Origin of the sequence: Sphingobium agrisoli (assembly GCF_041877245.1) — a bacterium.
GTDB lineage: Bacteria > Pseudomonadota > Alphaproteobacteria > Sphingomonadales > Sphingomonadaceae > Sphingobium.
Window position 1 is genome coordinate 392,602 of sequence record NZ_JBHDJI010000001.1, and the last position, 24,692, is coordinate 417,293.

The following is a 24,692-nucleotide window of genomic DNA, read 5'->3' on the forward strand; positions in this document are numbered from 1 at the left end:
ATCAGCGCAACGCGCCGGCCACCAACTTGTGCAATTTGGAATGAATAGCGTCGTTTCCGGCGATCACTTCCTGCCGCTCGATCATCTGATCACCGCCCCGGAAATCGCTCGTGAAGCCGCCCGCCTCCCGCACCAGCAGCAGGCCGGCGGCGACATCCCACGGTTGCAGGCCGCTTTCCCAATAGCCGTCATAACGGCCGGACGCCACATGGGCGAGATCGAGCGAGGCCGCGCCGAAGCGGCGGATGCCCGCGACCGACGGCGCCACCGCGCCGAAGATGCGCGTCCATTGCGCCAAGTCGCCATGGCCCATGAACGGAATGCCGGTCGCGATGACGCAATCGCCCAGGTCGCGGCGCGCCGATACCCGCAGCCGCTGGTCGTGCCGCCACGCCCCCCGGCTCTTTTCCGCCCAATAGCTTTCGTCGGTCACCGGCTGGTAGATAAGGCCGGTCGTGACCTCGCGCTTGTTGCCGCCATATAGCGGTTCTTCCACCGCGATCGAAATGGCGAAATGCGGGATGCCGTGCAGGAAATTGGTAGTGCCGTCGAGCGGGTCGATGATCCAGCGGGGCTTGGTCGGGTCGCCATCGATGACACCGCCCTCCTCCAGCAGGAAACCCCAATCGGGCCGCGCCTTCTGGAGTTCCTCGACCAGCGTGCGCTCGGCCTGCTGGTCGGCCTTCGACACGAAGTCGGCCGGCCCCTTGCGGCTCACCTGAAGATGCTCGACCTCGCCGAAATCGCGGCGCAGCCTGGAGCCGGCCTTGCGCGCGGCGCGTTCCATGACGGTCAGAAGGCCGGAGTGCGATACCATGGTCTTTGTCTCCGCCGCGCCGCATCAGGGGCAGGCGCGGTTGGTTTGCTATCTTTGGGGGGCAGGCTTGGCCGCCGGGGCGGCGGCGCGATATCCGCAAACACCCGCGATCACCGCCAGCATCTGCGACGCGTCCTTCCGATCGACCTTGCCCGTATTGGCGGCGATCACCTTGTCGGTCTCGGCGCTCACCATGCCGATGGGGTTGGAATAGACGCAATCGAACAGCGCGTTCTTGACCGGCTGCCCGACCTCGCTCGACTGCAGCGCGGTCATGATGATCCGCAACACCTGCGCGGCGTTGTCGATCTGGGCGCGGCTCGGCCGGGCCGGCGCGGTCGTCTGGGCATGGAGCACAGCCGGCATGAGGGCGATCGCCAGGATCGCCGCCCCTGCTCTGCCGCGCGCCAGCCGCATCAGTCGGCCCGCTTCACATATTCGCGCGCATAGACATCGACGACGATGCGCGTGCCGGTGACGATGTGCGGCGGCACCATGACGCGCACGCCATTGTCGAGAATCGCGGGCTTGTAGCTGGCCGAAGCGGTCTGCCCCTTCACCACCGCGTCGGCCTCCACGACCGTCGCCTCGATGGTTTCGGGCAACTGCACGCTGATCGGGCGCTCGTCATACATTTCCAGCACCACCATCATGCCGTCCTGAAGGAAGGCGGCGGCGTCACCGATCAGATCCTGCGGCAGATTGATCTGCTCGTAGGTTTCGGTGTCCATGAACACCAGCATGTCGCCTTCGGCGTAGAGATACTGGAAATCCTTCGTGTCGAGACGGATGCGCTCGACCGTTTCGGCGGAACGGAAGCGGACATTGTTCTTGCGCCCGTCGATCAGGTTCTTCAGCTCCACCTGCATATAGGCGCCGCCCTTGCCGGGCTGGGTGTGCTGAATCTTGACGGCGCGCCACAGGCCGCCTTCATATTCGATATTGTTGCCGGGACGAATGTCCACGCCGCTGATCTTCATGGGACCGCCTGCCTGTATTTTTCCGAAGGATGATAAAGAACGGCGGTGCCTCTACATCCCTCAGGCTGGAAGGGCAAGGGGGGCCGGCTCCGCGGCCGGGACCGCGATGTGCCCGTCATGGCGGGGCGCGCGGATGCGGCGCATCTTGCGCAGCTTGTCCTCCACCCCGTCCCACAGCCCGCCGAACAGCGCCGCTGCCGCGCCCGACGGCGCGAACGCCCCGACTGGTGCGCGGCGATCGGCCATCTGCTCGATCTCGGCCGCCATCGGGATGCAGGGCCAGGCCGGATATTGCGCCAGCGCCGCCTTGTGCCCCTTGCGCCGGCGATCGACCATCGAAAAGACCGGCAGGATCGGCGGGTGGGCCCGGTCGCGATAGCGGGTCAGAAACTGCCGCACCCGTTGCATCCCCCGCATCGACAGGATCGACGGAATGGTCGGCACGATCACCAGGTCGGCCAGCATCAATATCTGCCGGTTGGCGTCGCTGAAGCCGGGCGAACAATCCATGACGATCACGTCGAACCGCGCCTTGAGGCCATCCATCAGGGCGACCATGCGGCGCTCGCGGCGCATCCGCACGAAGAAACGATCGGTCCGCCGCGCGCTGTTGTCCCCGGCGATGCAGGCGATGCCGGGATATTTGCTGGGATGCACGCTGTCGTCGATGGGTTGCAGCCCGTTGACCACTTGTTCCATGTCGGGCCGGGGCATGGCCGGGCCTTCGGACATCAGCCAGCTGCTATCGCCGCCCTCGTCCATCTCCCACAGCAGCACGCGATGCCCGGCCCGTGCCGCTTCCCATGCCAGATTGACCGCCAGCGTCGTCTTGCCGACGCCCCCCTTGGAATTGAAAATCGCAACAGAAGCCATGCCCGCCTCCCGCGCGGCCCCCGCCGCGTGGGCGATCATATGCGAGTCGCATCATGGTTACAAATGGCGTAACCATGTTTCCCCTACGTCATCTTGGCCGCACCAGCAGCGGATAGGGGTTGATCGCCTGTCCGCCATACCATGGCTCGCCCGGCCGCATGACATGAACCGCGAAATGCAGGTGCGGCGCGGCCGGATCGGCGTTGCCGGTGCTGCCGACGCTCCCGATCCCCTGCCCGCGCCGCAGCGCCATCCCCTCGCCCAATCCCGGCGCGTAGCTGTCCAGATGGGCGTAATAATAAAGCAGCCTGCCGTCGCGCGACCGCTGGTAGAGGGTACGCCCGCCCTCCTCGCTCCAGAAGATCTTCTCGATCCGTCCGTCGGCCGCCGCGATAACGCGCCGGCCCCGCGCCGCCATGATGTCAATGGCGTCATGCGCCCGCGCGCCCCCGGCGCGCGCCTGGGCGAAGCTATCCGTAAGCGCGGAAGGCGGCACCCCGTCGACCGGGATCAGCAGCGCGCCGGCATCAACCGGCGTCTGCACGGCCGGCTTCTGCGCGGCCGGCGGCGCGTGCTCCTCCGGCCCATCAGCCGGCACGATCCGCACGCAGAACCGCGCGAAGGCGACGCACAGCAGCAGCGCGACGGCGATGCCGCCCCACCGCCGCGCGGTCATGCCTGGAACCGTGCCTTCATGCCGCTCTTCACCATCTGGGCCAGACGCGCCGCATCCCAGTTGGTGAGGCGGATGCAGCCATGGCTTTCCGTCCGCCCGATCGTCTGCGGCTCGGGCGTGCCGTGAATGCCGTAATGATCCTTGCTGATGTCGATCCACACCACGCCGACGGGGCCATTGGGACCGGGCTTGAGCACGGCCTTCTGGTCCTTCGACGACGCGTCCCAGAAGAGGTCGGGATTGTAGTGGAAGTCGGGATTGCGGCTCACGCCCTTGATCGTCCATTCGCCGATCGGCAGCGGATCATGCTCCGATCCCGTCGTCACCGGAAATTGCGCGATCATCCGGTTGTCGGCGTCATACACCTTCAACAGCCCTTCGGACTTGTCGACGACGAGATGGTCCGCCTGTGGCTGCTCCTTCGCAACCCCCAGGCTCGCGAGCGTCTGGCCCCAGCCGCGCTGGTCGCCCTCGATCCGCGCGATCGGCTGGTTCTCCACCGCCGGCACCCGGATCGTCGCCCCCGCCGCCACCTTCGTCCCTGGCCCATTAAGCGCCACCAGCGCCTCGGGCGTGGTATGGAAGCGCTCCGCCAGTTTCTCCAGCAGGTTGCGGTAGGTCAGCGCCGGCAGTTTCGCCTGTTCATTAAGGTCGCGCGGCACGTTGAAGAACGGCCCGCGCGCGAAACCCTCGGGAATCGTCACCAGCCATGTCGCCGGCCGCGCCTCGCCCTCCATCAGCGCCGCGGCCGTCCGCTCGTCATATTCGCCCGTCACCGGCAGTTTGTTGGACTCCTGGAAGCCGCGCAACGCCGCCTTGAAACTCATCCCGTCCTTCCCATCGAGCACGCCGGGCGAAAAGCCCCGGCTGTCGAGCGCCACCTGCGCCTGAAGGATGCGATTGGGCTGATAGGGCCGGCTGTCCTCCACCACCTGAAACGCATAATCGCCGTCGCTCGGCCGTGCCGCCGAAGGCCCGGCCTGGGACGGCGCGGCCTGGGCCTCGTTGGCGGCGGGCGCGCTGTCATTGGCATCCGTCACGGTTACATTGCACGCCCCGCACAGCAGCGTGGCGATCAGCAGGCTCGTCTTGCGCATCCGTCCTCCGATGGTCGTTACGCACCCAACGCATGGGATGGCGGAAAGCTGCGGCGGATTTGCGCGTCCGGCTCGTTTTCCCTTTACACAAGACACGAATGAGGTGCCGAATGTTCGACCGCCGTTCCTTCCTGGGCAGCGCCGCGGGCCTGTCGCTCGCCGGCCCTGCGAGCGCGCAGGCGCTCAAGCGCGTCCCCCTGCCCGCCGCCAACCTCTACGGCCGCGACCAGGACGCCTATTGGCAGGCGCTGCGCCAGCAATTCCTCATCCCCGCCGACGTCGTGAACCTCAACGTCGGGACCGTCGGCTCCTCCCCCCGCCCGGTGCTGAAGGCGATCTTCGAAGGCTTCGAGCAGACCGAGCAGATGACCCAGGCAGCGTCGGAGGATTACCCGATCTGGGGCTACGGTCCGTGGGAGGAATATCGCAAGCCCTTCGCCGATTTCATGGGTGCGCGGACCGAACAGATGGCGATCCTACGCAACTGCACGGAGGCGAACAGCTATGTCGCCAACGGCTTCGACATGAAGCCGGGCGACGAAGTCCTCATCAGCGACGAGGAACATGGATCGGGCGAAATGCCCTGGATGCTGCGCTCCCGCCGCTATGGCGTGGTGGTCAAGAAATTCGCCATGCCCAAGCCGCCCAAGAACGCGGCGGAGATTCTCAACCGCATCAACGACGCCATCACACCCAAGACCCGCATCATCTTCGTCAGCCATATCAGCACCGCCACCGGCGTCGTCCTGCCCGCCAAGGAGATCGCGGCTCTGGCCCGGTCGAAGGGTATCCTATCGGCATTCGACGGCGCCCACGCGCCCGGCATGATCAAGGTCGATTTGAACGACATGGGCTGCGACCTTTACACGGGCTCCATGCACAAATGGCTCTTCGCGACCAAGGGCACCGGCTTCCTCTACCTGCGCGACCGGAGCGTCATGGACCGGGTGTGGAACACCATCGCCACCGGCGGCTATGACGATCCCACGCGGATGGCCGATCGCTACATGCAGATCGGATCGTCCTGCATCCCGACGCTGATGGGCCTCAACGCCGCCATCGCGCTCGCCAATCAGATCGGCATGGACCGGATCGAGGCGCGCGGGCGCAGCCTTGCCGACTATATCCATGGTGAGATGATGAAGCGCGGCGCGGAAAGCTGGACCTCGCCAGACCCCTATCTGCGCGGTGCCATCGCCACGGTGAATATCCCTCCGGTGCAGCGCATGGAATTGCAAGACTGGCTCTGGACCAACCACAAGGTCCGCATCCGCGGCGGCAACCCCAGCAAACTCCGCCTCGCCACCCCCTATTTCATGAGCAAGGCCGACATCGACCGCTTCCTCGGCCTGTATGACGAGTATCGGAAGATGAAGGGAGTGTAGCTTGCAAACGCATGACTGATTGAAATTCGCCGGAAATGTGCGAAGATCGGCGGATGCTCAGGCGCGCGATCGAGAAGAAAATATTGGTCCTCGCCGTTGCGCTTTCGTTCCTTAGCACAGGCATGTGTTTCGCCATTTTAGGTGATTTTTCGGCTTGGGGTGAACTTATTATGGCCCCCCTCGGATTTCTGCTCCTGACGCCATTTCTCGGCGCAGCACAGCTTGCGCTTGCGGGGTGTATATATCTCGCGCGGCATATCGTCGTCAAAACGGTGCTTTTGAGTGCATCGGTTGTGATGCTGGCAATCCTGTGCCGTTTTTTGATGACCGGGGACTTCACGAGCCGATCCACCGCACCCTTGGCGGCCCCATTTTTCGGCCTTTATCTGGGTTTTCTCGCCGCTCTTGGCGGTGGCACGCTGGTAGGGCTGGAACATTTCGTCCGCTGGCTGCGCGAGCGACGCTCGCCCTAGCCCGTCCACTGCAATTGCACCCGATGCCGCTTTGTTCTATGGGCCGCGCTGACAGCCCCGGCACCCGCTGATCCCTCCCGATTCGCGTTGCCGGGGCGCATTGTTTTTGACGAAAAAGACAGGAACGCGCATGGCCCGTCGCCGCCAGATCTACGAAGGCAAGGCAAAGATCCTCTATGAAGGCCCGGAGCCCGGCACGATCATCCAATATTTCAAGGATGACGCCACCGCCTTCAACGCGCAGAAAAAGGGCACCATTTCCGGCAAGGGCGTTCTCAACAACCGCATCTCCGAGCATGTCTTCACCCTGCTCGGCCAGATCGGCGTCCCCACCCACTTCATCCGCCGTCTCAACATGCGCGAGCAGCTGGTCCGCCAGGTCGAGATCATTCCGATCGAGGTTGTGGTCCGCAACGTCGCCGCCGGATCGCTTTCCAAGAAGCTCGGCATCGAGGAAGGCACGCAGCTCCCCCGCACGCTGATCGAATATTGCTACAAGGACGACGCGCTCGGCGACCCGATGGTGTCGGAAGAGCATATCGCCTGCTTCGGCTGGGCCACGCAGGAGGAAATGCACGACATCGCCGACATGGCGATCCGGGTGAACGATTTCCTGTGCGGCCTGTTCGCCGGCATCGGCATCCGCCTCGTCGACTTCAAACTGGAATTCGGCCGGCTCTATGACGGCGATTACAGCCGCGTCATCCTGGCCGACGAAATCAGCCCGGACGGTTGCCGCCTGTGGGACATGGCGACCGGCGAGAAGCTGGACAAGGATCGCTTCCGCCGCGATCTTGGCGGCGAAGTCGAAGCTTATCAGGAAGTTGCACGGCGTCTTGGGCTTCTTCCCGAAGGGCTGGACACCACTGTCCTCGACCTCGACACCCATCGCAAGAAGCGCGAGAAGGACTGACGCGGGGCGTAAAGCCCCGCCGCTCACGCCGTCAGCGCATCGGTGATCAGCTTCAACCCCAGCAAGATCATCATGATGTAGATGAGCGTGTAGAAACGCGCCGCATCGATCCTGCGGACCAGCCATACGCCCGCGAAGGTCGCCGCTATCGCCACCGGAACCAGCATCGCCGTCGCCAGCAGATTGGCGCGCGTGAACTGGCCCAGCGCGGCATAGGCCGGCACTTTCATCCAGTTCATCGCGGCAAAGGCGATGGCGGTCGTGCCCACCAGCATGTCGCGCGGCAGCTTCTTGGGCAGCACCCACATCTGGAAGGGCGGCGACCCGGCATGGGCGAGCTGGCTGGTGAAGCCGCTCGCAATGCCGAACAGAAAGCCGACCCAGCCGGGCGAATTGGACGGCAGCACCACGGCCTTGCCGCGTTCCACCCACAGGCGCTGGAGCCCGAACAGCACGGAGATCGCCCCAAGCGCGCCCAGCACCGCGACCTCCGAGACCCGCGCCGCGAACAGCCAGCCGATCGCGATCCCTACCGCCGCGCCGGGCAGCATGACCTTCAATATGCCCGCGTCCCAACTTTTGCGAAACGCCCAGACGCTCACCGCATCCTGAAGGATCAGGATCGGCAACAGGATCGCCGCGCCGCGCACCGGATCGACCCCCAGCGCCATGACCGGCATCGCCAGCGCCCCCACCCCGGCAAACCCGCCCTTGGCAAGCCCGGAAATCACTACTGCGATGACGGCGCAGCTGATATAAAGAAGATCGATCTGCATCGCGCCCGCTTAGGGGAAGCACCACGGAAGGGAAATGGTGAATGGCCGCAACGGGCGTGAGGTGAGCGGCCCATGGCACAAGAGCGGCCTTGAACGCCTTCGTCATGCCGGGCTTGACCCGGCATCCCGCTTCTTGACGGGTGAGGAATCGGACCTCGTGTCACGCTTCTCCTGCCTGTCGGCAGAACCGGGGCGACCAATTTAACGGTTATGCCCTCTTCGAATGTTGGATTTCATCTGATCTACACTGGCCGATGCCACCCTTCCCATCCTACGCCGCCCTGACGGCCACCGACGCGCTACAGATGCGCTACAGGCACCTATCCGTGACCTTGCCGGCGCGTCCCCGTGACCCGATAGTGACGCGGTCATGACCCGGCAGACGCGTTCCAGGCGCGTCGCGGGTGCGTCGCAGGCGCTTTCCCCCCAGAACAGCCCACGACACTGTATACTTCGGCCCCGCGACCCAGGGCGGACGGGGCGGGGATGACAAAGCGGCCCCGCTCTGGCATCGCGCGGCCCACGACATTCGGGGTGAACAGATATGACGAGCATCGGCATTTTCGGCGCGGCGGGGCGCATGGGCCGCGCGATCGCGCAGGTGGCGACGGAAACCGCCACGCCGCTCGCCGGCGGCACCGACCGCGAGCCGCTCGGCGAAATCGCGCCCGGCATCGCCATGACCGCCGACCCGCGCGCGCTGGCGCAGGCGGCCGACGTGCTGATCGACTTCTCCGTCCCCTCCGCACTCTCCGCCCATCTCGACGCCTGTGTCGACGCACGCAAGCCCATCCTCATCGGCACCACGGGGATTGAGGCCACGCACCACGCGCTCATCGATCGCGCCGCCGCGCATATCCCGGTGCTCCAGACCGGCAACACCTCATTGGGCGTCAACATCCTGGCCGCCTTGGTCGAGCGCGCCGCCGCGAGCCTGGGCGACGACTGGGACATCGAAATCGTCGAGATGCACCATCGGCACAAGGTCGATGCCCCCTCCGGCACGGCTCTGCTGCTTGGCGAAGCGGCGGCGCGGGGGCGCGGCATCGCGCTCGCCGACCATAGCGAACGAGGCCGCGACGGCATCACCGGCGCGCGCGCGACCGGCGCGATCGGCTTTGCCGCCTTGCGGGGTGGATCGGTCGCCGGCGATCACCAGGTCATCTTCGCCGCCGATGGGGAGCGCATCGAGATCGGCCACCGCGCCGAAAACCGCATCATCTTCGCGCGCGGCGCAGTGAAGGGCGCGCTCTGGCTCGGCCGCCAGCCCGTCGGTCGCTACGACATGAAGGGAGTGCTGGGGCTGTAGATGAACAAGGCGCAGATTTTCGACTTCTTCAGTCGCCTGGCGGAGACGAACCCGGCTCCGCAGACCGAGCTGGAATACGGCAACGACTATCAGCTGCTGGTCGCTGTCGTCCTGTCGGCGCAGGCGACCGATGTCGGCGTCAACAAGGCGACCCGCGCGCTTTTCCGCGATGTGACGACCCCGCAGCAGATGATCGACCTGGGCGAAGAAGGGCTCAAAACGCGCATCAAGACGATCGGCCTCTTCAACGCCAAGGCGAAGAATGTCATCGCCCTGTCCGAAATATTGGTCCGCGATTTTCACGGAGAGGTGCCGCAGGATCGCGACACGCTGACCACCCTGCCGGGCGTCGGGCGCAAGACCGCCAATGTCGTCGTCAACACCGCCTTCGGCCAGGAAGCCTTCGCCGTGGACACGCACATCTTCCGCGTCGGCAACCGCACCGGCCTCGCGCCGGGCAAGACGGTGCTGGCGGTCGAACAGAAGCTCGACAAGCGGGTTCCCGCCCCCTTCCGCCGCGACGCCCATCACTGGCTGATCCTGCAGGGCCGCTATGTATGCAAGGCGCGGCGGCCCGAATGCTGGCGCTGCATCGTCGCCGACCTGTGCCGCTACAAGCCCAAGACGCCGCCGCCCCCCGCAAAGGGCCCCAAGGGCGGATCGACATTCAGATGATGGCGTGCCGAAAATGGTGGATTTCTGAGACCCGGAGCGCAGCGTACTAAAAGTACGTGAGCACCGGAAGCTCGGAAAGCTACCATTTGCAGGCCGCCAGGGCTGAATGTCGATCCGCCCTAGGCCATGATCCGTTATCGCGCGGTTCAGGCGGGCCGTGCTATGGATCAACGGATCAAGCAATTGCGCGCCGTCTATCCGGCATAGTGCAGGAGAGCAGCCATGGTTCGTTTCCGTTCGTCCCGTCTGATCGCCGGCCTCGTTCTCGCCGGCATCGCCCTTCCCGTCCTCGCCGCCGATCGCCCGGACCCATTCGTCGCCGCCGGCAAGCCCGTCGACTGCATCCAGATCCGCGCGATCCGCTCGACCAACGTGCGCGACGACCGCACCATCGATTTCGTCACCACCAACCGCAAGATCTACCGCAACACCCTGCCCTACAGCTGCCCCAGCCTCGGCTTCGAAAAACGCTTTTCCTACCGCACCAGCCTGTCGCAGCTCTGCTCGGTCGACATCATCACCGTTCTCTGGAACACCGGCCCCGGTCTGCAACCGGGCGCCAGCTGCGGCCTCGGCCAATTCCAGCCGATGGAAAAACCGGCGACATAAGATTGGGCGTGACGCGATTTTGATGCTGGCGCGCCGCGAAGGACTTTGCTAACCGCCCCTCCTGACCCGCGTCACGCACCCTTAGCTCAGCTGGATAGAGCGTTGCCCTCCGAAGGCAAAGGCCAGAGGTTCGAATCCTCTAGGGTGCGCCACCACTTCCATCGGGATAGCCACACGCACTGATGGAAGGCGGCGGGGCTTGAGATCTACACCCGCCCCAGCGGCGGCATGTCCATTTCCAGATAGCCGCCGTCGAACTGGCCGGTCATGGCGAGCGCTTCCCAATCGGGTATCTGCACGTCGCGCCCCTTCAGGATCAGCAGCCCGTCCTGCCGTAGCCCGCGGATGATCCGGTTCATATGGACAGGCGTCATGCCGAGCGCGTCGGCAAGCTGGGTCTGGATCGCCGGCAGGTCGAACTCGGTGCGGCGGCCAAGGCCCGCGCGCTCCATCCGCACGCCGATCTCGCAGAACAGATGCGCGGTCCGCATACGCGCATCGCGACGGCCGACGCTTACCACCCATTGCGCGACGATCGACCCGTCGGCGGTCGTGTCCCGCCAGAAGGCTTCGCCGATCCTGGGATAGGTCCGCACCAGCTCCAGCAAGTCGCGATGCGGCACCTTCACGACCGTCAACCGCGCCGACAGCGCCTGAAGCGCCCATTCGACCTTGGGCAGCATCAGCGAATAGAGGTCGCACATGTCGCCGGGGATGTGGATGGCGGTGATCTGCCGCTGACCATCGCGGAGCTGGCCGAAGCGCGCGGCGAGGCCCGACACGACCAGGCAGGAAAAGTCCGTCACTTCGCCCGGCCGCACGATGTCGCGATGTGGCTCGATCTCGACTTCCCGGCCATTGAGCGCAAGGATCGCCTGCTGCTCCTCCTCGTTAAGGACGGAGCGGTGCAGCAGCCGGCGGAGAAACGGGCGAAAGGCGGGGTGGCCGCTGGGCATCAACTCCTCTGGGTCTGGTTTAGCCTTGGCTTGGGTCATGTCACGGCTCGAAGCGGACGACGTCTTGAAAGGTGATCACCTTGAGAAGCGTGCCGGCCCCATCGGTGATTTCCATACGGTGATGCAAACAGATGGGCCTTCCGCCCAATATATGATCGGCTATCACGTCACGGGCGCTGCGGACCGCTTCGGCTTCGGCGGCGGACAGGTCGGGAAAGTCCCGACCTTCTTCGTCCACTATGTCTATATCATTGAAAAGGTGCAGGTGATAGCGGGCCATGGCGATTAAGCCCGTCAGCCCCGGATCGGTTCCGCCGCCTCCATAAATCAGACATTTACGACAAACTGTTGCCGATCCGCTACCAGCCGAACCAGGAATTCTTCCCCAAAGAACATATGTGAATCCGGATTATCCCAGTTTTGCTAAAGTGAGTCGCGGGGGGCTTAACAGGGAAATTCCATGTTGAGCCAGATTGCGCCGGACGAAGACCTTGTCTTTTTCAGGCCACATGAATTCATCGCGCGAGAAAGCGAGCCGCCAGCGGGCCTCTATCAGTTGCTCGAAGGCTGGGCGTGCCGGTATCGCATGCTGTCCGACGGGCGGCGTCAGATCACGGCGCTCTATCTGCCGGGCGATTATTGCGAGCCGCACTGGGCACTCGGGCGCATGCCCTCGCAACCGATCGTGGCGCTCACCAACGTCCGCGCGAAACGGGTGCCGTGTCAGGTGCCTTCGGGCAGCCTTGCCGACCATCAGCCGAGCTTCTGGAAAAGCCTGGTGGACGGCTGCGAGCGGCAGGCGAACTGGCTGGTGACGCTGGGGCGGCGCACCGCGCTGGAGCGGCTGTCGCACCTGCTGCTGGAACTGTTCGAGCGGATGCGCCAATCGGGTCTCGCTTACGGCCAGCAATGCGCATTGCCGCTGACGCAGATGGACATTGCGGATCTCACCGGCCTGACGCCGGTTCACGTCAACCGCACGCTCCAGACGATGCGGTCCCAGGGACTGGTGGAGCTTCAATCCAAATGGTTGCGCATTCCGGACGTGGCCGCATTGCGCCAGGCCGCCGCCATGTCGCCCGCCGACGCGCTGGTATGATGGAAAACCGGGCGGACAATTATGTGACAAAAATTACCGCCTAGTTAGCATATGTTGGCGCTGGTTTTTCTGACTTAGGCGCAAGGTGCGCCGCCTTCGGTCGCGCAAACTGGTGCGGAGCGGGAGCAATAACAGCCTATCGCCATCAAAATGACGGACCATGACAACAGATAGAACAGGGAAATGCGAACAGGCGGCCGTCACGCCGTCGGTCGCAGCAGGGCATGCGAACGGGGCGCTGCACGTTTCGTTGGGGGCAGCGATCGCGCGGTTGGCGGGCGACGCCATGGCCGCCGCCGATCGCGCAGCCATTCGATCTTCCATCCGCCGCGATCGACCCGAACCGGCATGAATGCTTCACCCCATCCCCTCCACCCGCTGATCGCACGGCTCGGCGGGCGGATCGACCTGTCCGATGCGGACCGGGCGGCGCTTTGCGCGCTGCCGCACCAGGTGCGATCGGTCGACGTCGGCGGATATGTCGTACAGGAGGGCGAATGCGCGTCGGCCTGTCACATCCTGCTCGACGGCTATAGCCATCGGCATCGCTTCTCGACCGAAGGCGTGCGGCACATCGTCGGCATTCACGGCACGGGCGACATATTGAACCTGCCAATATTGCCGCCGCAGGCCGCCGAGGATGCTGTACAGGCGATCACCCCGACGCAGGTCGCCGCGGTGCCGATCGATAATGTGCTGGACGTTGCCCGTGCTCATCCCCGCATCGCCCAGGCGCTATGGGCGGAAGTGGACGGGCAGATGTCGACCGTGCGCGCCTGGATATCCAATATGGGGCGACGCGACGCGCGCGGCCGGCTCGCGCATCTCTTCTGCGAACTGGCGCTGCGTCACGGCCCGATCGGCGCGGCCGATGAATGGATCATCAGCCCGCCGCTGACGCAGACGGTGCTGGCCGATGCGACCGGCATGACGACGGTCCACGTCAACCGCACCCTGCGCGCGCTGGAGATGGAAGGCTATATCCGGCGCGAGCGGCGCAGGATCGTCGTTTCCGACCGGCAACGGCTGGCGCGGCTCGCCGATTTCAACCGGCCGCGTTGGGCGGCGGGGCAGGACGGCGGCGCACCGAGCGCCGGCTGAGCGGGCTTAGTCCTGCTGCGCCGGGCCAAGCGCAGCCGCCAGCTCGTCCAGCCACGGCCCCGCGACCCCGTCCGACGGCGCGCGCCAGTCGCCACGCGGCGACAGCGCGCCCCCCGGCGATATTTTCGGACCGTTGGGGATCGCCGACCGCTTGAACTGGCTGATGGTGAAGAAGCGGTAGAGGAAATTGTCGAGCCATTTGCGGATGGTCGGCAGATCATAGGCGATCTTGCCGTCCTCGGGATAGCCGAACGGCCAGACCCCCTGCCCCGCGTCGCGCCAGGCGTGCCAGGCCAAGAAGGCGACCTTCGATGGCGGCAGCCCCAGCCGCACGATATGATGCAGGAAGAAGTCGTTGAGCGCGTAGGGGCCGACGCGCGACTCCGTGCTCTGGATCGCCCCGTCGGCGCCGGCCGGAACCAGCTCGGGCGAGATTTCGGTGTCGAGGATCGCGCCCAGGACCTGCGCGGTGGGCGCATCGAACTGACCCGTCGCGATGCACCAGCGGATCAGGAACTGGATCAGCGTCTTGGGCACGCCGGCATTGACCGCATAATGGCTCATCTGGTCGCCCACGCCATAGGTGCACCAGCCGAGCGCCAGTTCGCTGAGATCGCCGGTGCCGATGACGAAGCCGCCATGATGGTTGGCGAGGCGGAACAGATAATCGGTGCGAAGGCCGGCCTGCACATTCTCGAAGGTCACGTCATACACCGGCTCGCCCGCCGCGAAGGGGTGCCCCATGTCGGCGAGCATCTGGTTCGCGGCGGGGCGGATGTCGATCTCTTCGCCCGCCACGCCCAGCGCCTTCATCAGCGCCCAGGCATTGCCCTTGGTATGCTCGCCCGTGGCAAAGCCGGGCATGGTGTAGCCCAGGATGGTCGAGCGCGGCAGGCCCATCCGGTCGCACGCCTTGGCAGCAACGATCAGCGCATGGGTGGAATCGAGGCCGCCCGACACGCCGATCACCAGATGTTTGCCGGCGGTAGAGCGGAACCGCTTGACCAGCGCCTCGACCTGGATGTTGAACGCCTCGTAACAGTCGGCGTCGAGCTGGAGCGGATCGGCCGGCACGAAGGGGAAGCGCCGCACGGCCCGCCGCAGGCCCCGGTCGGTGGTGGCTGGCGCATGGGGGAATGGCAGCGTGCGGAAACGGGTTTCGGGATGGCCGGCGGCGACCGCGCTGTCGTTGAAGGTGCCGTTCCGCATCCGCTCCAGCCGCAGCCGCTGCACGTCGATATCGGCAAAGGTCAGTTCGTGCGCGTCGTCGAAGCGCGCGGACTCGGCGAGCAACTCGCCATTTTCATGCACCATCGCCTGCCCGTCCCAGGCCATGTCGGTGCTGCTCTCCCCCGTCCCGGCGGCCGAATAGGCATAGGCGGCGATGCAGCGCGCCGATTGCGACGCGGACAGGAGATGCCGGTCGCGCGCCTTGCCGATCGTGATGTTGGACGCGGACAGGTTGCACAGGATCAACGCCCCGGCCATCGCGCCAAAGGTCGAGGGCGGCAGCGGCGCCCAGTAATCCTCGCAAATTTCGACATGGAAAATGAAATCGCGCTGGCCCTCGGCGGCAAACAGCAGGTCGGTGCCGAACGGAGCGGTGTGCCCGCCTACATCGATCTCCAGCCCCGTCAGCCCCGCGCCCGGCGCGAACCAGCGCTTCTCATAATATTCCCGGTAATTGGGCAGGAAACTCTTGGGCACGACGCCGATCAGCCGCCCTCCGCCGATGACCAGCGCGCAATTATACACCCGCCCCGCCCGGCGCAGCGGCGCGCCGACCAACAGCACCGGCAGGTCCACGCTCGCCGCGATCAGCGCGGCCGCTTCCTGCTCCACCCGATCGAGCAAGGCTTCCTGAAGATGCAGGTCGTCGATCGCATAGGATGACAGGCAAAGTTCCGGGAACAGCACGATATCCGCGCCCTCGCCCCCCGCCTGCCGCGCCAGCGCCAGCACCGCCGCCGCATTGGCGGCGACGTCGCCCACGCTCCCGCGCGGGGTGGCGGCGGCGAGCCGGACGAACCCATGGGTGTGAAGGGAAGAAAATGCCTCAGTTGCGGTCAACGGCCTGCCTCATCATGTCCAGTGCGATCCGCAGCGACGATATGCGGACCGGCCCGCGACCGATACCCCCGAAATGCGCGACGCGATGCTCGATCGCTCCGCCCCGCCGCGCGCAGGCGAAATGGACGAGGCCATCCTCCTCGTCGCCGGGGGCGGCGCAGGCATAGCCGGTAATGGCCAGCGCGATATCGGCGCGCGAGTGGGCGACCGCCCCCTCTGCCATCGCCCGCGCCACCGCCTCGCTCACCGCGCCATGGGCGTCGATCAGACTGGATGGAACCCCCAGCATCTCGGCCTTAGCTTCCTCGGTATAGACGGCAAATCCCCGCTCGAATGCATGGCTGGCCCCTTCGACATCGGTCAGCAACGCGGCGAGCAGCCCGCCGGTACAGCTTTCCGCCGTCGCGAGCCGTACATCCATGTCGCACGCCGCTTTCAGCAGATCGGCGGCGGCGGTCTCAACGTCGTCGGGCAGGACGGGGGAAAGCGTTTCAGCTTCGCTCATAGGGTCGTGGCGCTTTCGCACGTGGCACGGTTGAGTGGCCTCATGATCATCTCCTCGCCCCCTCAAGGCTCGGAAATGATGGAGTGTTCCGGCCGCGGCTCACATAGATTGCCCCGCCGCGCGAATGTTGCGCTTGCGAAAAAAGCGCCTCACATGGGTTAAACCCCGCATCCAATCGGCCTCCCGCGCATTCTTGGCTCGCCACGGCTGGCGCATGGAGGAGGCAACAGGGTGAACGACGCAGAAGAGCGGATTCGTGATCGGGCGCATGCCATCTGGGAAGCGCAGGGACACCCGGAAGGCCTTGCCGACGCGCATTGGCGGCAGGCCGAGGCTGAACTGGCCGAAGGGGAAGGCCCTGACGCACTGCCCAACCCGCTGGCGAGCGGCGCGGCGGCTGAGCGGCTCGCAAAGCCGCGCCGGCGCAAGACCCCGTCCGCCGCCTGACCCCCTCGCTCCCACTATCGGAGGCCGCTTGAGCCACTTCCCCGACCGCCTCGACAGCGGATCACCCTATCCTCTGGGCGCCAGCTTCGACGGGCTGGGCGTCAATTTCGCCCTCTTCTCCGCCCACGCCGACAAGGTCGAGCTGTGCCTGTTCGATCCGCAGGGCAAGCGCGAACTCGCCCGCTTCACCCTGCCCGAATGCACCGACGAGGTATGGCATGGCTACCTGCCCAATGCCCGGCCGGGCCTGCTCTACGGCTATCGCGTGTACGGCCCCTACGCGCCCGAACAGGGGCACCGCTTCAATCCCAACAAGCTGCTGCTGGACCCCTATGCCCGCAAATTGTCTGGCAGTTTGCGCTGGAACGATGTGCTGCACGGCTATCCGGTGCGCGGCCGCCGCGCGGACCTCGGCTTCGACAAGCGCGACAGCGCGCCGGCGATGCCCAAGGCGGTGGTGACCCACGACAGCTTCGACTGGTCGCGCGACGTGCGGCCCAATATCCCCTGGTCCGAAACCGTGATCTATGAAGCGCACGCCAAGGGCCTCACCAAGCTGCTGGAAGCCGCCCCGCCGCAGGAGCGAGGCACGTTCGCCGCGCTCGCGCATCCCAAGGTCATCGACCATATCAAGCGCTTGGGCATCACCGCGATCGAACTGATGCCGATCCACGCCTTCACCCAAGATCGCTTCCTCCAGGAAAAGGGGCTGCGTAACTATTGGGGCTACAACACGCTCAGCTTCTTCGCGCCCGAACCCAGCTATTTCTCGACCGACACCCATGACGAGTTGCGGGTCGCCGTCCGCCGACTGCACGCCGCGGGGATAGAGGTCATCCTCGACGTCGTCTATAACCACAGCTGCGAGGGCAGCGAACTGGGCCCGACCCTCTCCTGGCGCGGGATCGACAATGCCACCTATTACCGCCTGCTGCCCGACGATCCGCGTTACTGCCTCAACGACACCGGCACCGGCAACACCTTCAAGCTGACCCATGCCCGCGTCATCCAGATGGTGGCGGATTCGCTGCGCTACTGGGCGACCAGCTTCGGCGTCGACGGCTTCCGCTTCGACCTCGGCCTGACGCTGGGGCGCACCGATCATGGCTTCGATCCCAACGCGGGCCTTTTCGACGTATTGCGGCAAGACCCCATACTTGGCCGGCTGAAGCTCATCGCCGAACCCTGGGACGTCGGTATGGGCGGCTATCAGCTCGGCAACTTCCCGCCCGGTTTCGCCGAATGGAACGACAAGTATCGCGACACCACCCGCCGCTACTGGCGCGGCGATCCGGGCCAGCGGGCGGACCTTGCCGCGCGTCTCTCCGGATCGGGCGACCTGTTCGACCGGCGCGCGCGGCGGCCCTGGGCCAGCGTCAACTTCCTCACCAGCCATGACGGCTATACCCTCGCCGACCTCGTGTCCTACGAAGAACGCCACAACGAAGCCAATGGCGAGGACAATCGCGACGGCCACGACAATAACCTCTCGCGCAACTGGGGCGCGGAAGGGCCGACCGAAGATGAGGGCATCCTCGAAACGCGGGGTCGGGTGCGCCGCGCGATGCTCACCACCCTGCTCGCCTCACTGGGCACGCCGATGCTGGTGGCGGGCGACGAATTCGGCCGGACCCAGGGCGGCAACAACAATGCCTATTGCCAGGATAATGAGATCAGCTGGATCGACTGGTCGCTGCTCGACACCGACGAGGGCAAGGCGCTGTTCGACTTCACCGCCCGCCTCATTGCCCTGCGCAAGGCGCATCCCGTGATGCGCGCCGCGACCTTCCTCTACGGGCAGGATTCGCCCGGCTTCGGCGTCAACGACATCGAATGGTGGGACGAGCGCGGCCAGCAACTGAGCCCCGAGGACTGGAATAATCCCGAAGCCCGTGCCCTCACCATGCGCCGCGCGACGCTGCGCGAGGATGGCCGGGTCGAGGCGCTGACGCTGCTGCTCAATGCGGGCGACCAGGCCGTCGACTTCACTCTCCCGCCGCCATCCGCCAGGCGCGAAGTGCTGATCGACAGCGCCCAGCCCGATCGCGAACCGTTTGCGATCGGGGACGATTACAGCGTGCAGGCGCATTCGGCGGTGCTGGTCTGCTGGATCGGGGATCAGCCCGCGCCATGACCCTGTGGGGACCGGCCGACCTTGGCGAGGGACGCCGGCGCTTCCGCCTGTGGGCACCCGATCGCGAGGCGGTGACGCTGGAGCGGGACGGCGAGCAGCCGGTGCCGATGACGGCGGCGGAGGATGGCTGGTTCGTCGCCGACGCTCCAGCAGCGGCAGGCACCCGCTACCGCTTCCGCATCGATCCCGACCTCGCCGTTCCCGATCCCGCTTCACGCCGCCAGTCGGGCGGCGTCCACGGCTGGAGCGTCGTCACGCCCCTCACCCCTGCCACGCCGTGGCAGGGCCGGCCCTGGCGCGAGACCGTTATCTACGAACTCCACGCCGGCCTGTGCGGCGGCTTCGCCGGCGTCGCGGCGCAGTTGCCCGCGCTCAAGGATATCGGCGTCACTGCCGTCGAACTGATGCCCGTCAACGCCTTCAGCGGATCGCGCAACTGGGGCTATGACGGCGTCCTGCCCTTCGCCCCCGCCGAAGCCTATGGCAGCCCCGACGATCTGCGCGCGCTGGTGGATGCCGCGCACGCGCATGGCCTCATGATCTTTCTCGACGTGGTCTATAATCATTTCGGGCCGGACGGAAATTATCTCGGCGCCTATGCTTCGTCCTTCTTCCATCCCGAGCGCCAGACCCCCTGGGGCGGCGCGGTCGCGGTGGACCGGCCAGCGGTCGCCGCCTTCTTTCGCGAAAATGCGCTGATGTGGGTCAACGACTATGGTTTTGACGGGCTGCGCTTCGATGCGGTCCATGCGATCGGCGACGACGCTTTCCTGGACCAGCTCGCGCGCGACATCCGCGCCGCCGTAGCGCCGGGCCGCCATGTCCACCTCATGCTCGAAAATGAGCATAACGACGCGGCGCGCCTGTCGCCCGACCGCTACGACGCACAGTGGAACGACGATTTCCACAACGTCCTGCACGTCCTGCTGACCGGCGAGACCGACGCTTATTATCGGGATTTCGCCGACAGCCCCGCCGAAAAGCTGGCCCGCTGCCTTGGCGAAGGCTTCATCTATCAGGGCGATCCCTCGCCCCACCAGGAGGGCAAGACGCGCGGCAGCCCGAGCGGCCACCTGCCCCCCACGGCCTTCATCGCCTTCCTCCAAAATCATGACCAGACCGGCAACCGCGCGCTGGGCGATCGCCTCATCCGCCTGACCGATCCCGATCGGCTGAAGGCCGCGACCGCCCTCCTCCTGCTGATGCCGCAAATCCCGATGCTGTTCATGGGCGAGGAGGTCGGCGCGCAAAGCCCCTTCCTCTTCTTCACCGATTTTCACGATGATCTGGCGGACATCGTGCGCGAAGGGCGCAGGCGCGAATTTGCGGCCTTTGCCGCCTTCGCCAGAGATGAAGCGCGCACGCACATCCCCGATCCCAACGACATCGCGACCTTCGAGCAGGCGCGCGTCGTTCCCGGCGCGGACGCGACGGCGTGGCGGCTTTTCTATCGCACCCTGCTCGACCTGCGTCACGACCATATCGTGCCGGGGTTGGACGGATGCCGTCCGCTCGGCGCGCGGGCGCTGTCCGACCAGGCGGTAATGGCGCGCTGGCTTCTTGATGGTGGGGAGACTCTGACCATCCTCCTCAACCTCGGCACGGAGCCGGTTCCAGCGGACAGCGGCGCGCCCCTATTCACCACCGGCGCACCGGGCGGGCCAGCAAGCTGCACCGTATGGCTCGTGCCGGCATGACGCCGCTCCACGCGCTCGCGGACGAAGCGGGAATAGCGCGTCTCTGGACCGATGCCGACCGCGTTAAACAGCAGGTAAGTGACGACAGCCTGCGCGCGATCCTCGCGGCGCTCGACCTGCCTGCCGGGAGCGACGCCGACATTGCGGAAAGCCGCAAACGGATGAAGGCGAGAAATGCAGCGCTGCCTAAGCTGCTAACAATGGATTTCGGCGCACCTTTGGCCCTGCCCGAAGGTCTGGGCGATTTCGCTCTGCTGGACGAAGCGGGCGCAACCGTCGCCGCCGAAGCGCTCACCCGGCCCGGCTATTACCGCCTGCGCCATTCAGACGGAGAGGCAATCCTCGCCATCGCGCCGCCCCGCTGCCGCGCCATCCCGAAGCGCGGCTGGGGCGCCGCCATCCAGATTCCCTCGCTGGTCGGCGAAGGCCGTCCCTTCGGCGATTTCGCCCTGCTGACAGAGGCCGTGACCCTACTCGGCCGGAACGGCGCGGACGCCGTGGCGCTCAGCCCCACCCACGCCCAATCGCTCCACCAACCCGGCCGCTTCGCGCCCTATTCGCCATCCAGCCGCCTGGCGCTCAACGGTCTGCTGGCCGACGCGCGCTGCGGTGCGCCCGATACCGACCTCATCGACTGGCGGACCGCGGGCCCCGCCAAATTAGCGGCCCTCCGCGCACATTTCGCCTCCCAGGACGAACAGCAAGATTTCGCCGCCTTCCTTCAAGCCCGCGCCCGCGCCGGGCTGAACGCCGTGCAGCAGGCCGCCCGCGACGCCGGCATGGCGATCGGCCTCATCGCCGACCTCGCCGTCGGCGTCGATCCGGCTGGCGAAGAAGTGCGCGACGATCCGGGCGCGTTCCTGCATGGCCTCCGCGTCGGCGCGCCGCCCGATCCGCTCGGGCCGCAGGGGCAGGATTGGGGCCTCACCAGCTACAGTCCCGATGGCCTCAAAGACCGTGGTTTCGCACCCTTCATCGCCATGCTGCGCGCCAATATTCCCCAGGGCGGCGGCATCCGCATCGACCATGCATTCGGCTTGCAACGCCTCTGGGTCGTCCCCGAAGGCCGCCCGGCGAGCGAAGGCGCCTATCTTGCCTATCCTTTCGCCGACCTTCTGCGCCTCATCAAACTCGAAGCGTGGCGCGCCGACGCCATCGTCATTGCCGAGGATTTGGGCACCCGGCCGCCCGGTTTCAGCGATACGCTGGCCGACGCAGCCATCTACGGCATGGCGGTGCTGCCTTTCTCCCGCGACCGCAAGGGCGATTTCCTGCCAGCAAACGCCTATCCGGCGAGCGCCGTGGCGATGAGCGGCACGCATGACACCGCCACCATCGCCGGCTGGTGGACCGGCCGCGACCTCGATTGGAACGCCGCGCTCGATCGTGGCGGCGACACGCCGGCCAAACGGTCGGAGGATCGCGCGGCGCTCTGGCGCGTCATCGGCAAGGGCGCGCCGCAGCCCGCCGATGATGATCCCGCCCCGGTGGTGGACGCCGCCCTCGCCTTCCTCGCCATCACCCCCTGCCCGCTTGCGATCGTGCCAATGGAGGATCTGCTCGGCCTTGTCGAACAGCCCAACCTTCCCGGCACGGTGGACGAACATCCCAACTGGCGTCGTCGCCTGCCGGCGCCCATCGACGAGCTGCTCGCCCGGCCCGACGTCGCACGCCGCATCGCGGCGTTGAACAGCGAAAGAGACATATGATCCCCCGCGCCACCTACCGCCTGCAACTGACCCGCGACTTTCCCTTTTCGGCGGCACAGGCGATCCTGCCCTATCTGGCCGACCTTGGCATCAGCCATATCTATGCCTCGCCCGTCACCACCGCGCGCGGCGGATCGACCCATGGCTATGACGTCACCGACCCGACCCGGATCAACCCGGAACTGGGCGGGGAAGAAGGATTCAGAAGCCTGGCCGCCGCTGCCCGCGCGCGCGGGCTTGGCATCGTCATCGACATCGTGCCCAACCATATGGGCGTGGCAGGGGGCAAGAACCTTTATTGGAACGACGTGCTGCGCCTCGGCCGCGACAGTCCCTATGCGCGCTGGTTCGACATCGATTGGGGGGCGGGGCCGCTGATCCTGCCGATCCTGGGCGCGACGCTGAGCGAGGTGATCGAAGCGGGCGACATCGCGCTGGTGCCGGGGGGCGAACCCCATCTCCTCCTCTACGGCGAACAGCGCCTGCCGCTGCGCCCCGATATATCCACAGACCTGCCCCTGCGCGACCTGCTCGACGCGCAGCATTACGCCCTCGTCCACTGGCGCACCGCCAACGACCGGCTCAACTGGCGGCGCTTCTTCGCGATCAACGAGCTGGCGGCGCTGCGGGTGGAAGACCGCGATGTGTTCGACGCCACCCACCGCCTCTATCTCGACCTCTATCGTGAGCGCTTGATCGATGGAGTGCGGGTCGACCATGTCGACGGGCTGACCGACCCCGCCGCCTATTGCCGCCGCCTGCGTGGCGAGCTGGACGCGATCCGGCCCGGCGCGTGGATCATCGTCGAAAAGATATTGGGCGCGGACGAAACGCTGCCGACGGACTGGGGCGTCGACGGCACCAGCGGCTATGACGCGATGCGCGACCTCACCGCCCTGCTCCACGATCCCGCCGGCGAAGCGCCCTTGCGGGATTTATGGCGCGCGCTCGATCCCGACCATGCCGATCCCGCGCAGGTGGTGCTCGATGCCCGCCGCGACATGCTGAGCTGGCAGTTCGACGCGCAGCTCACCGCCTGCGTCGCCGCCTTGGCCGCGCTGTTCGCTGGCGACGAGGCGATTACCCCCGCCATGCTCCGCCGCGCGATCGAGCGGCTGCTCTGGGTCTTTCCCGTCTATCGCACCTATGGCGACGGAGCGACCGCGCCCGAAACCGATGCTGCCCAGCGCGACCGGGCCTGGCGCATGGTCGAGCGCCACCTGCCCCCCGGCGAAGCGCCGGTCGCGCGCCGCATCCTCGACCGGCTCGCCGGATCGGGCGAAGGCGACCCGGCGCTTGCCGCCGAGGCCGTCCGCCGCTTTCAGCAGCTTTCCGCCCCCATCGCCGCCAAGGGGGTCGAGGACACCGCCTTCTACCGCTACGCCACCCTGCTTTCCGCCAATGATGTCGGTTCCGACCCCGAACAATTCGCCCTCTCGCCCGATGACTTCCACCAGCGCGCCGCCGCCCGGCCGCTCCACGCGATGCTCGCCACAGCGACCCACGACCACAAGCGCGGCGAGGATGTCCGCGCCCGGCTCGCGGTGCTGAGCGCCGTGCCCGACCTCTGGACCGAAGCGGTGACGCGATGGTCCGCCATCGCCGACACGATCGGTCACGCCGTGCATCCCGCCGACCGCTATCAGCTGTTCCAGTCGCTGTTCGGAGCCTGGCCCCTGAGCGGCGCGCCCGCGCCCGACTTCGCTACGCGCATCGCCGCCTGGCAAGAAAAATCGCTGCGCGAGGCCCGGCTCCGGTCGAGCTGGGAAGCGCCCGATACACACTATGAAGCCGCCACGCAGGCGCTACTCCGCGACCTGCTGGCGCATAAAGGCTTCCGCGACGATCTCGGCGCGTTCCTCGCTCTGATCGCACCCGCAGCCCAGGCCAACAGCCTCGTCCAGGTCGCGCTCAAATATATGCTGCCCGGTATCCCAGACCTCTATCAGGGCGCGGAACTGGCGGACCTCAGCCTTGTCGATCCCGACAACCGCCGCCCGGTCGATTATGCCCGGCGGCAAGCGCTGCTGCGCGCACCTGACGGGTCGTTCGACGCGCGCAAGCTGGCGCTCATACGCGACGCCCTCGCCCTGCGCGGGGCCAACCCGCTGTTTTTCAGTCAGGGCGACTACCATCCCCTCCCCGTCACCGGCCCCCGCGCCGCGCATGTCCTCGCCTTCGTGCGCCGTCATGGCGGCAAGCGACTCCTGTGTGCGGTGATGCTGCGCGCCGTGGCCGCGATCGTGGAGGCGCGCGGACTGCCCGGCCCGGACTGGTGGGCCGGCACCCGGATCGGTGGGCAGGAGGGGCTGTCCGCCGCCACCCTCTTCACCGGCCAGCCCTTTTTCATTGATCTAGGTGAGTAACGCGCAAATCTTTGGAACCACTCGG

General features: G+C 66.3%; 24 protein-coding genes and 1 tRNA gene. 14 read left to right on the top strand and 11 right to left on the bottom strand.

What is annotated here, in order from left to right:
- Position 1 precedes the first annotated feature (1 nt).
- The 6 genes from ACETPF_RS01845 to ACETPF_RS01870 all read right to left on the bottom strand — a co-directional run bounded on the left by ACETPF_RS01845 (position 2) and on the right by ACETPF_RS01870 (position 4,443).
- Positions 2–817 carry an inositol monophosphatase family protein gene (locus ACETPF_RS01845; protein WP_373932559.1) on the bottom strand — a complete coding sequence of 272 codons (816 nt, stop codon included), beginning with the start codon at positions 815–817 and terminating at the stop codon, positions 2–4.
- Positions 818–865: 48 nt separating this feature from the next.
- On the bottom strand, positions 866–1,234 hold the full coding sequence (locus tag ACETPF_RS01850; RefSeq protein ID WP_373932560.1) for a hypothetical protein: 369 nt from the start codon (positions 1,232–1,234) through the stop codon (positions 866–868).
- Positions 1,234–1,797: an elongation factor P gene (efp, locus tag ACETPF_RS01855; protein ID WP_373932561.1), complete on the bottom strand. Its 564-nt coding sequence runs from the start codon at positions 1,795–1,797 to the stop codon at positions 1,234–1,236. Before efp ends, ACETPF_RS01850 begins: the two co-directional genes overlap by 1 nt.
- Before the next feature lie 60 nt (positions 1,798–1,857).
- Entirely contained in the window at positions 1,858–2,670 is an 813-nt protein-coding gene (locus tag ACETPF_RS01860; RefSeq protein ID WP_373932562.1) for a ParA family protein, read from the bottom strand.
- 88 nt (positions 2,671–2,758) lie between these two features.
- Entirely contained in the window at positions 2,759–3,346 is a 588-nt protein-coding gene (locus tag ACETPF_RS01865) for a M23 family metallopeptidase (protein WP_373932563.1), read from the bottom strand.
- Entirely contained in the window at positions 3,343–4,443 is a 1,101-nt protein-coding gene (locus tag ACETPF_RS01870) for a L,D-transpeptidase family protein (RefSeq protein WP_373932564.1), read from the bottom strand. Before ACETPF_RS01870 ends, ACETPF_RS01865 begins: the two co-directional genes overlap by 4 nt.
- Positions 4,444–4,553: 110 nt before the next feature.
- On the opposite strand from ACETPF_RS01870, the gene ACETPF_RS01875 reads away from it, so the two are divergent.
- The 3 genes from ACETPF_RS01875 to purC all read left to right on the top strand — a co-directional run bounded on the left by ACETPF_RS01875 (position 4,554) and on the right by purC (position 7,214).
- Positions 4,554–5,828: an aminotransferase class V-fold PLP-dependent enzyme gene (locus ACETPF_RS01875; RefSeq protein WP_373932565.1), complete on the top strand. Its 1,275-nt coding sequence runs from the start codon at positions 4,554–4,556 to the stop codon at positions 5,826–5,828.
- A gap of 53 nt (positions 5,829–5,881) precedes the next feature.
- On the top strand, positions 5,882–6,301 hold the full coding sequence (locus ACETPF_RS01880; RefSeq protein ID WP_373932566.1) for a hypothetical protein: 420 nt from the start codon (positions 5,882–5,884) through the stop codon (positions 6,299–6,301).
- A 130-nt stretch (positions 6,302–6,431) separates the two neighbouring features.
- Positions 6,432–7,214, top strand: a complete 783-nt coding sequence (purC, locus tag ACETPF_RS01885; RefSeq protein ID WP_373932567.1) for a phosphoribosylaminoimidazolesuccinocarboxamide synthase — start codon at positions 6,432–6,434, stop codon at positions 7,212–7,214.
- A gap of 23 nt (positions 7,215–7,237) precedes the next feature.
- Here the strand turns inward: purC and ACETPF_RS01890 are convergent, their stop codons facing one another.
- Positions 7,238–7,990, bottom strand: a complete 753-nt coding sequence (locus ACETPF_RS01890) for a sulfite exporter TauE/SafE family protein (RefSeq protein WP_373932568.1) — start codon at positions 7,988–7,990, stop codon at positions 7,238–7,240.
- Positions 7,991–8,534: 544 nt separating this feature from the next.
- Here ACETPF_RS01890 and dapB point away from each other — a divergent pair.
- The 4 genes from dapB (at position 8,535) to ACETPF_RS01910 (ending at position 10,735) form a co-directional block, all read left to right on the top strand.
- On the top strand, positions 8,535–9,299 hold the full coding sequence (dapB, locus tag ACETPF_RS01895; RefSeq protein WP_373932569.1) for a 4-hydroxy-tetrahydrodipicolinate reductase: 765 nt from the start codon (positions 8,535–8,537) through the stop codon (positions 9,297–9,299).
- Entirely contained in the window at positions 9,300–9,974 is a 675-nt protein-coding gene (gene nth / locus ACETPF_RS01900; RefSeq protein ID WP_373932570.1) for an endonuclease III, read from the top strand.
- A 222-nt stretch (positions 9,975–10,196) separates the two neighbouring features.
- A complete protein-coding gene (locus ACETPF_RS01905; RefSeq protein ID WP_373932571.1) occupies positions 10,197–10,583 on the top strand; it encodes a hypothetical protein in 387 nt (128 codons plus the stop codon).
- Positions 10,584–10,658: 75 nt separating this feature from the next.
- Positions 10,659–10,735: transfer RNA gene (locus tag ACETPF_RS01910), tRNA-Arg, on the top strand.
- 54 nt (positions 10,736–10,789) lie between these two features.
- Here the strand turns inward: ACETPF_RS01910 and ACETPF_RS01915 are convergent.
- Together ACETPF_RS01915 and ACETPF_RS01920 are read right to left on the bottom strand one after the other, a co-directional pair.
- Positions 10,790–11,578 (bottom strand): Crp/Fnr family transcriptional regulator, encoded by a 789-nt coding sequence (locus ACETPF_RS01915; protein ID WP_373932572.1) that lies wholly within the window; start codon positions 11,576–11,578, stop codon positions 10,790–10,792.
- A gap of 1 nt (position 11,579) precedes the next feature.
- On the bottom strand, positions 11,580–11,819 hold the full coding sequence (locus ACETPF_RS01920) for a DUF6894 family protein (protein WP_373932573.1): 240 nt from the start codon (positions 11,817–11,819) through the stop codon (positions 11,580–11,582).
- A gap of 180 nt (positions 11,820–11,999) precedes the next feature.
- Between ACETPF_RS01920 and ACETPF_RS01925 the strand changes: the two genes are divergently transcribed.
- Positions 12,000–12,638, top strand: a complete 639-nt coding sequence (locus tag ACETPF_RS01925; protein WP_373932574.1) for a Crp/Fnr family transcriptional regulator — start codon at positions 12,000–12,002, stop codon at positions 12,636–12,638.
- A 348-nt stretch (positions 12,639–12,986) separates the two neighbouring features.
- Positions 12,987–13,739, top strand: a complete 753-nt coding sequence (locus ACETPF_RS01930; protein ID WP_373932575.1) for a Crp/Fnr family transcriptional regulator — start codon at positions 12,987–12,989, stop codon at positions 13,737–13,739.
- A 6-nt stretch (positions 13,740–13,745) separates the two neighbouring features.
- On the opposite strand, the gene ACETPF_RS01935 is transcribed toward ACETPF_RS01930, so the two are convergent.
- On the bottom strand, positions 13,746–15,809 hold the full coding sequence (locus tag ACETPF_RS01935) for an NAD(+) synthase (protein ID WP_373932576.1): 2,064 nt from the start codon (positions 15,807–15,809) through the stop codon (positions 13,746–13,748).
- The gene (locus tag ACETPF_RS01940; protein ID WP_373932577.1) at positions 15,796–16,314 is read right to left on the bottom strand and encodes a CinA family protein; all 519 of its coding nucleotides are present in this window, start codon (positions 16,312–16,314) and stop codon (positions 15,796–15,798) included. Before ACETPF_RS01940 ends, ACETPF_RS01935 begins: the two co-directional genes overlap by 14 nt.
- Positions 16,315–16,545: 231 nt before the next feature.
- On the opposite strand from ACETPF_RS01940, the gene ACETPF_RS01945 reads away from it, so the two are divergent.
- Genes ACETPF_RS01945 through treY form a run of 5 tightly spaced genes read left to right on the top strand, consistent with a single transcriptional unit; the run spans position 16,546 to position 24,667 of the window.
- Entirely contained in the window at positions 16,546–16,761 is a 216-nt protein-coding gene (locus tag ACETPF_RS01945) for a DUF2934 domain-containing protein (protein WP_373932578.1), read from the top strand.
- Positions 16,762–16,789: 28 nt separating this feature from the next.
- Entirely contained in the window at positions 16,790–18,895 is a 2,106-nt protein-coding gene (gene glgX / locus ACETPF_RS01950) for a glycogen debranching protein GlgX (RefSeq protein WP_373932579.1), read from the top strand.
- Positions 18,892–20,592 carry a malto-oligosyltrehalose trehalohydrolase gene (treZ, locus tag ACETPF_RS01955; protein WP_373932580.1) on the top strand — a complete coding sequence of 567 codons (1,701 nt, stop codon included), beginning with the start codon at positions 18,892–18,894 and terminating at the stop codon, positions 20,590–20,592. The genes glgX and treZ overlap by 4 nt, the downstream gene beginning before the upstream one ends.
- Positions 20,589–22,301, top strand: coding sequence for a 4-alpha-glucanotransferase (locus ACETPF_RS01960; protein ID WP_373932581.1), 1,713 nt, complete (start codon positions 20,589–20,591; stop codon positions 22,299–22,301). The genes treZ and ACETPF_RS01960 overlap by 4 nt, the downstream gene beginning before the upstream one ends.
- Entirely contained in the window at positions 22,298–24,667 is a 2,370-nt protein-coding gene (gene treY / locus ACETPF_RS01965; RefSeq protein ID WP_373932582.1) for a malto-oligosyltrehalose synthase, read from the top strand. Before ACETPF_RS01960 ends, treY begins: the two co-directional genes overlap by 4 nt.
- Positions 24,668–24,692 lie beyond the last annotated feature (25 nt).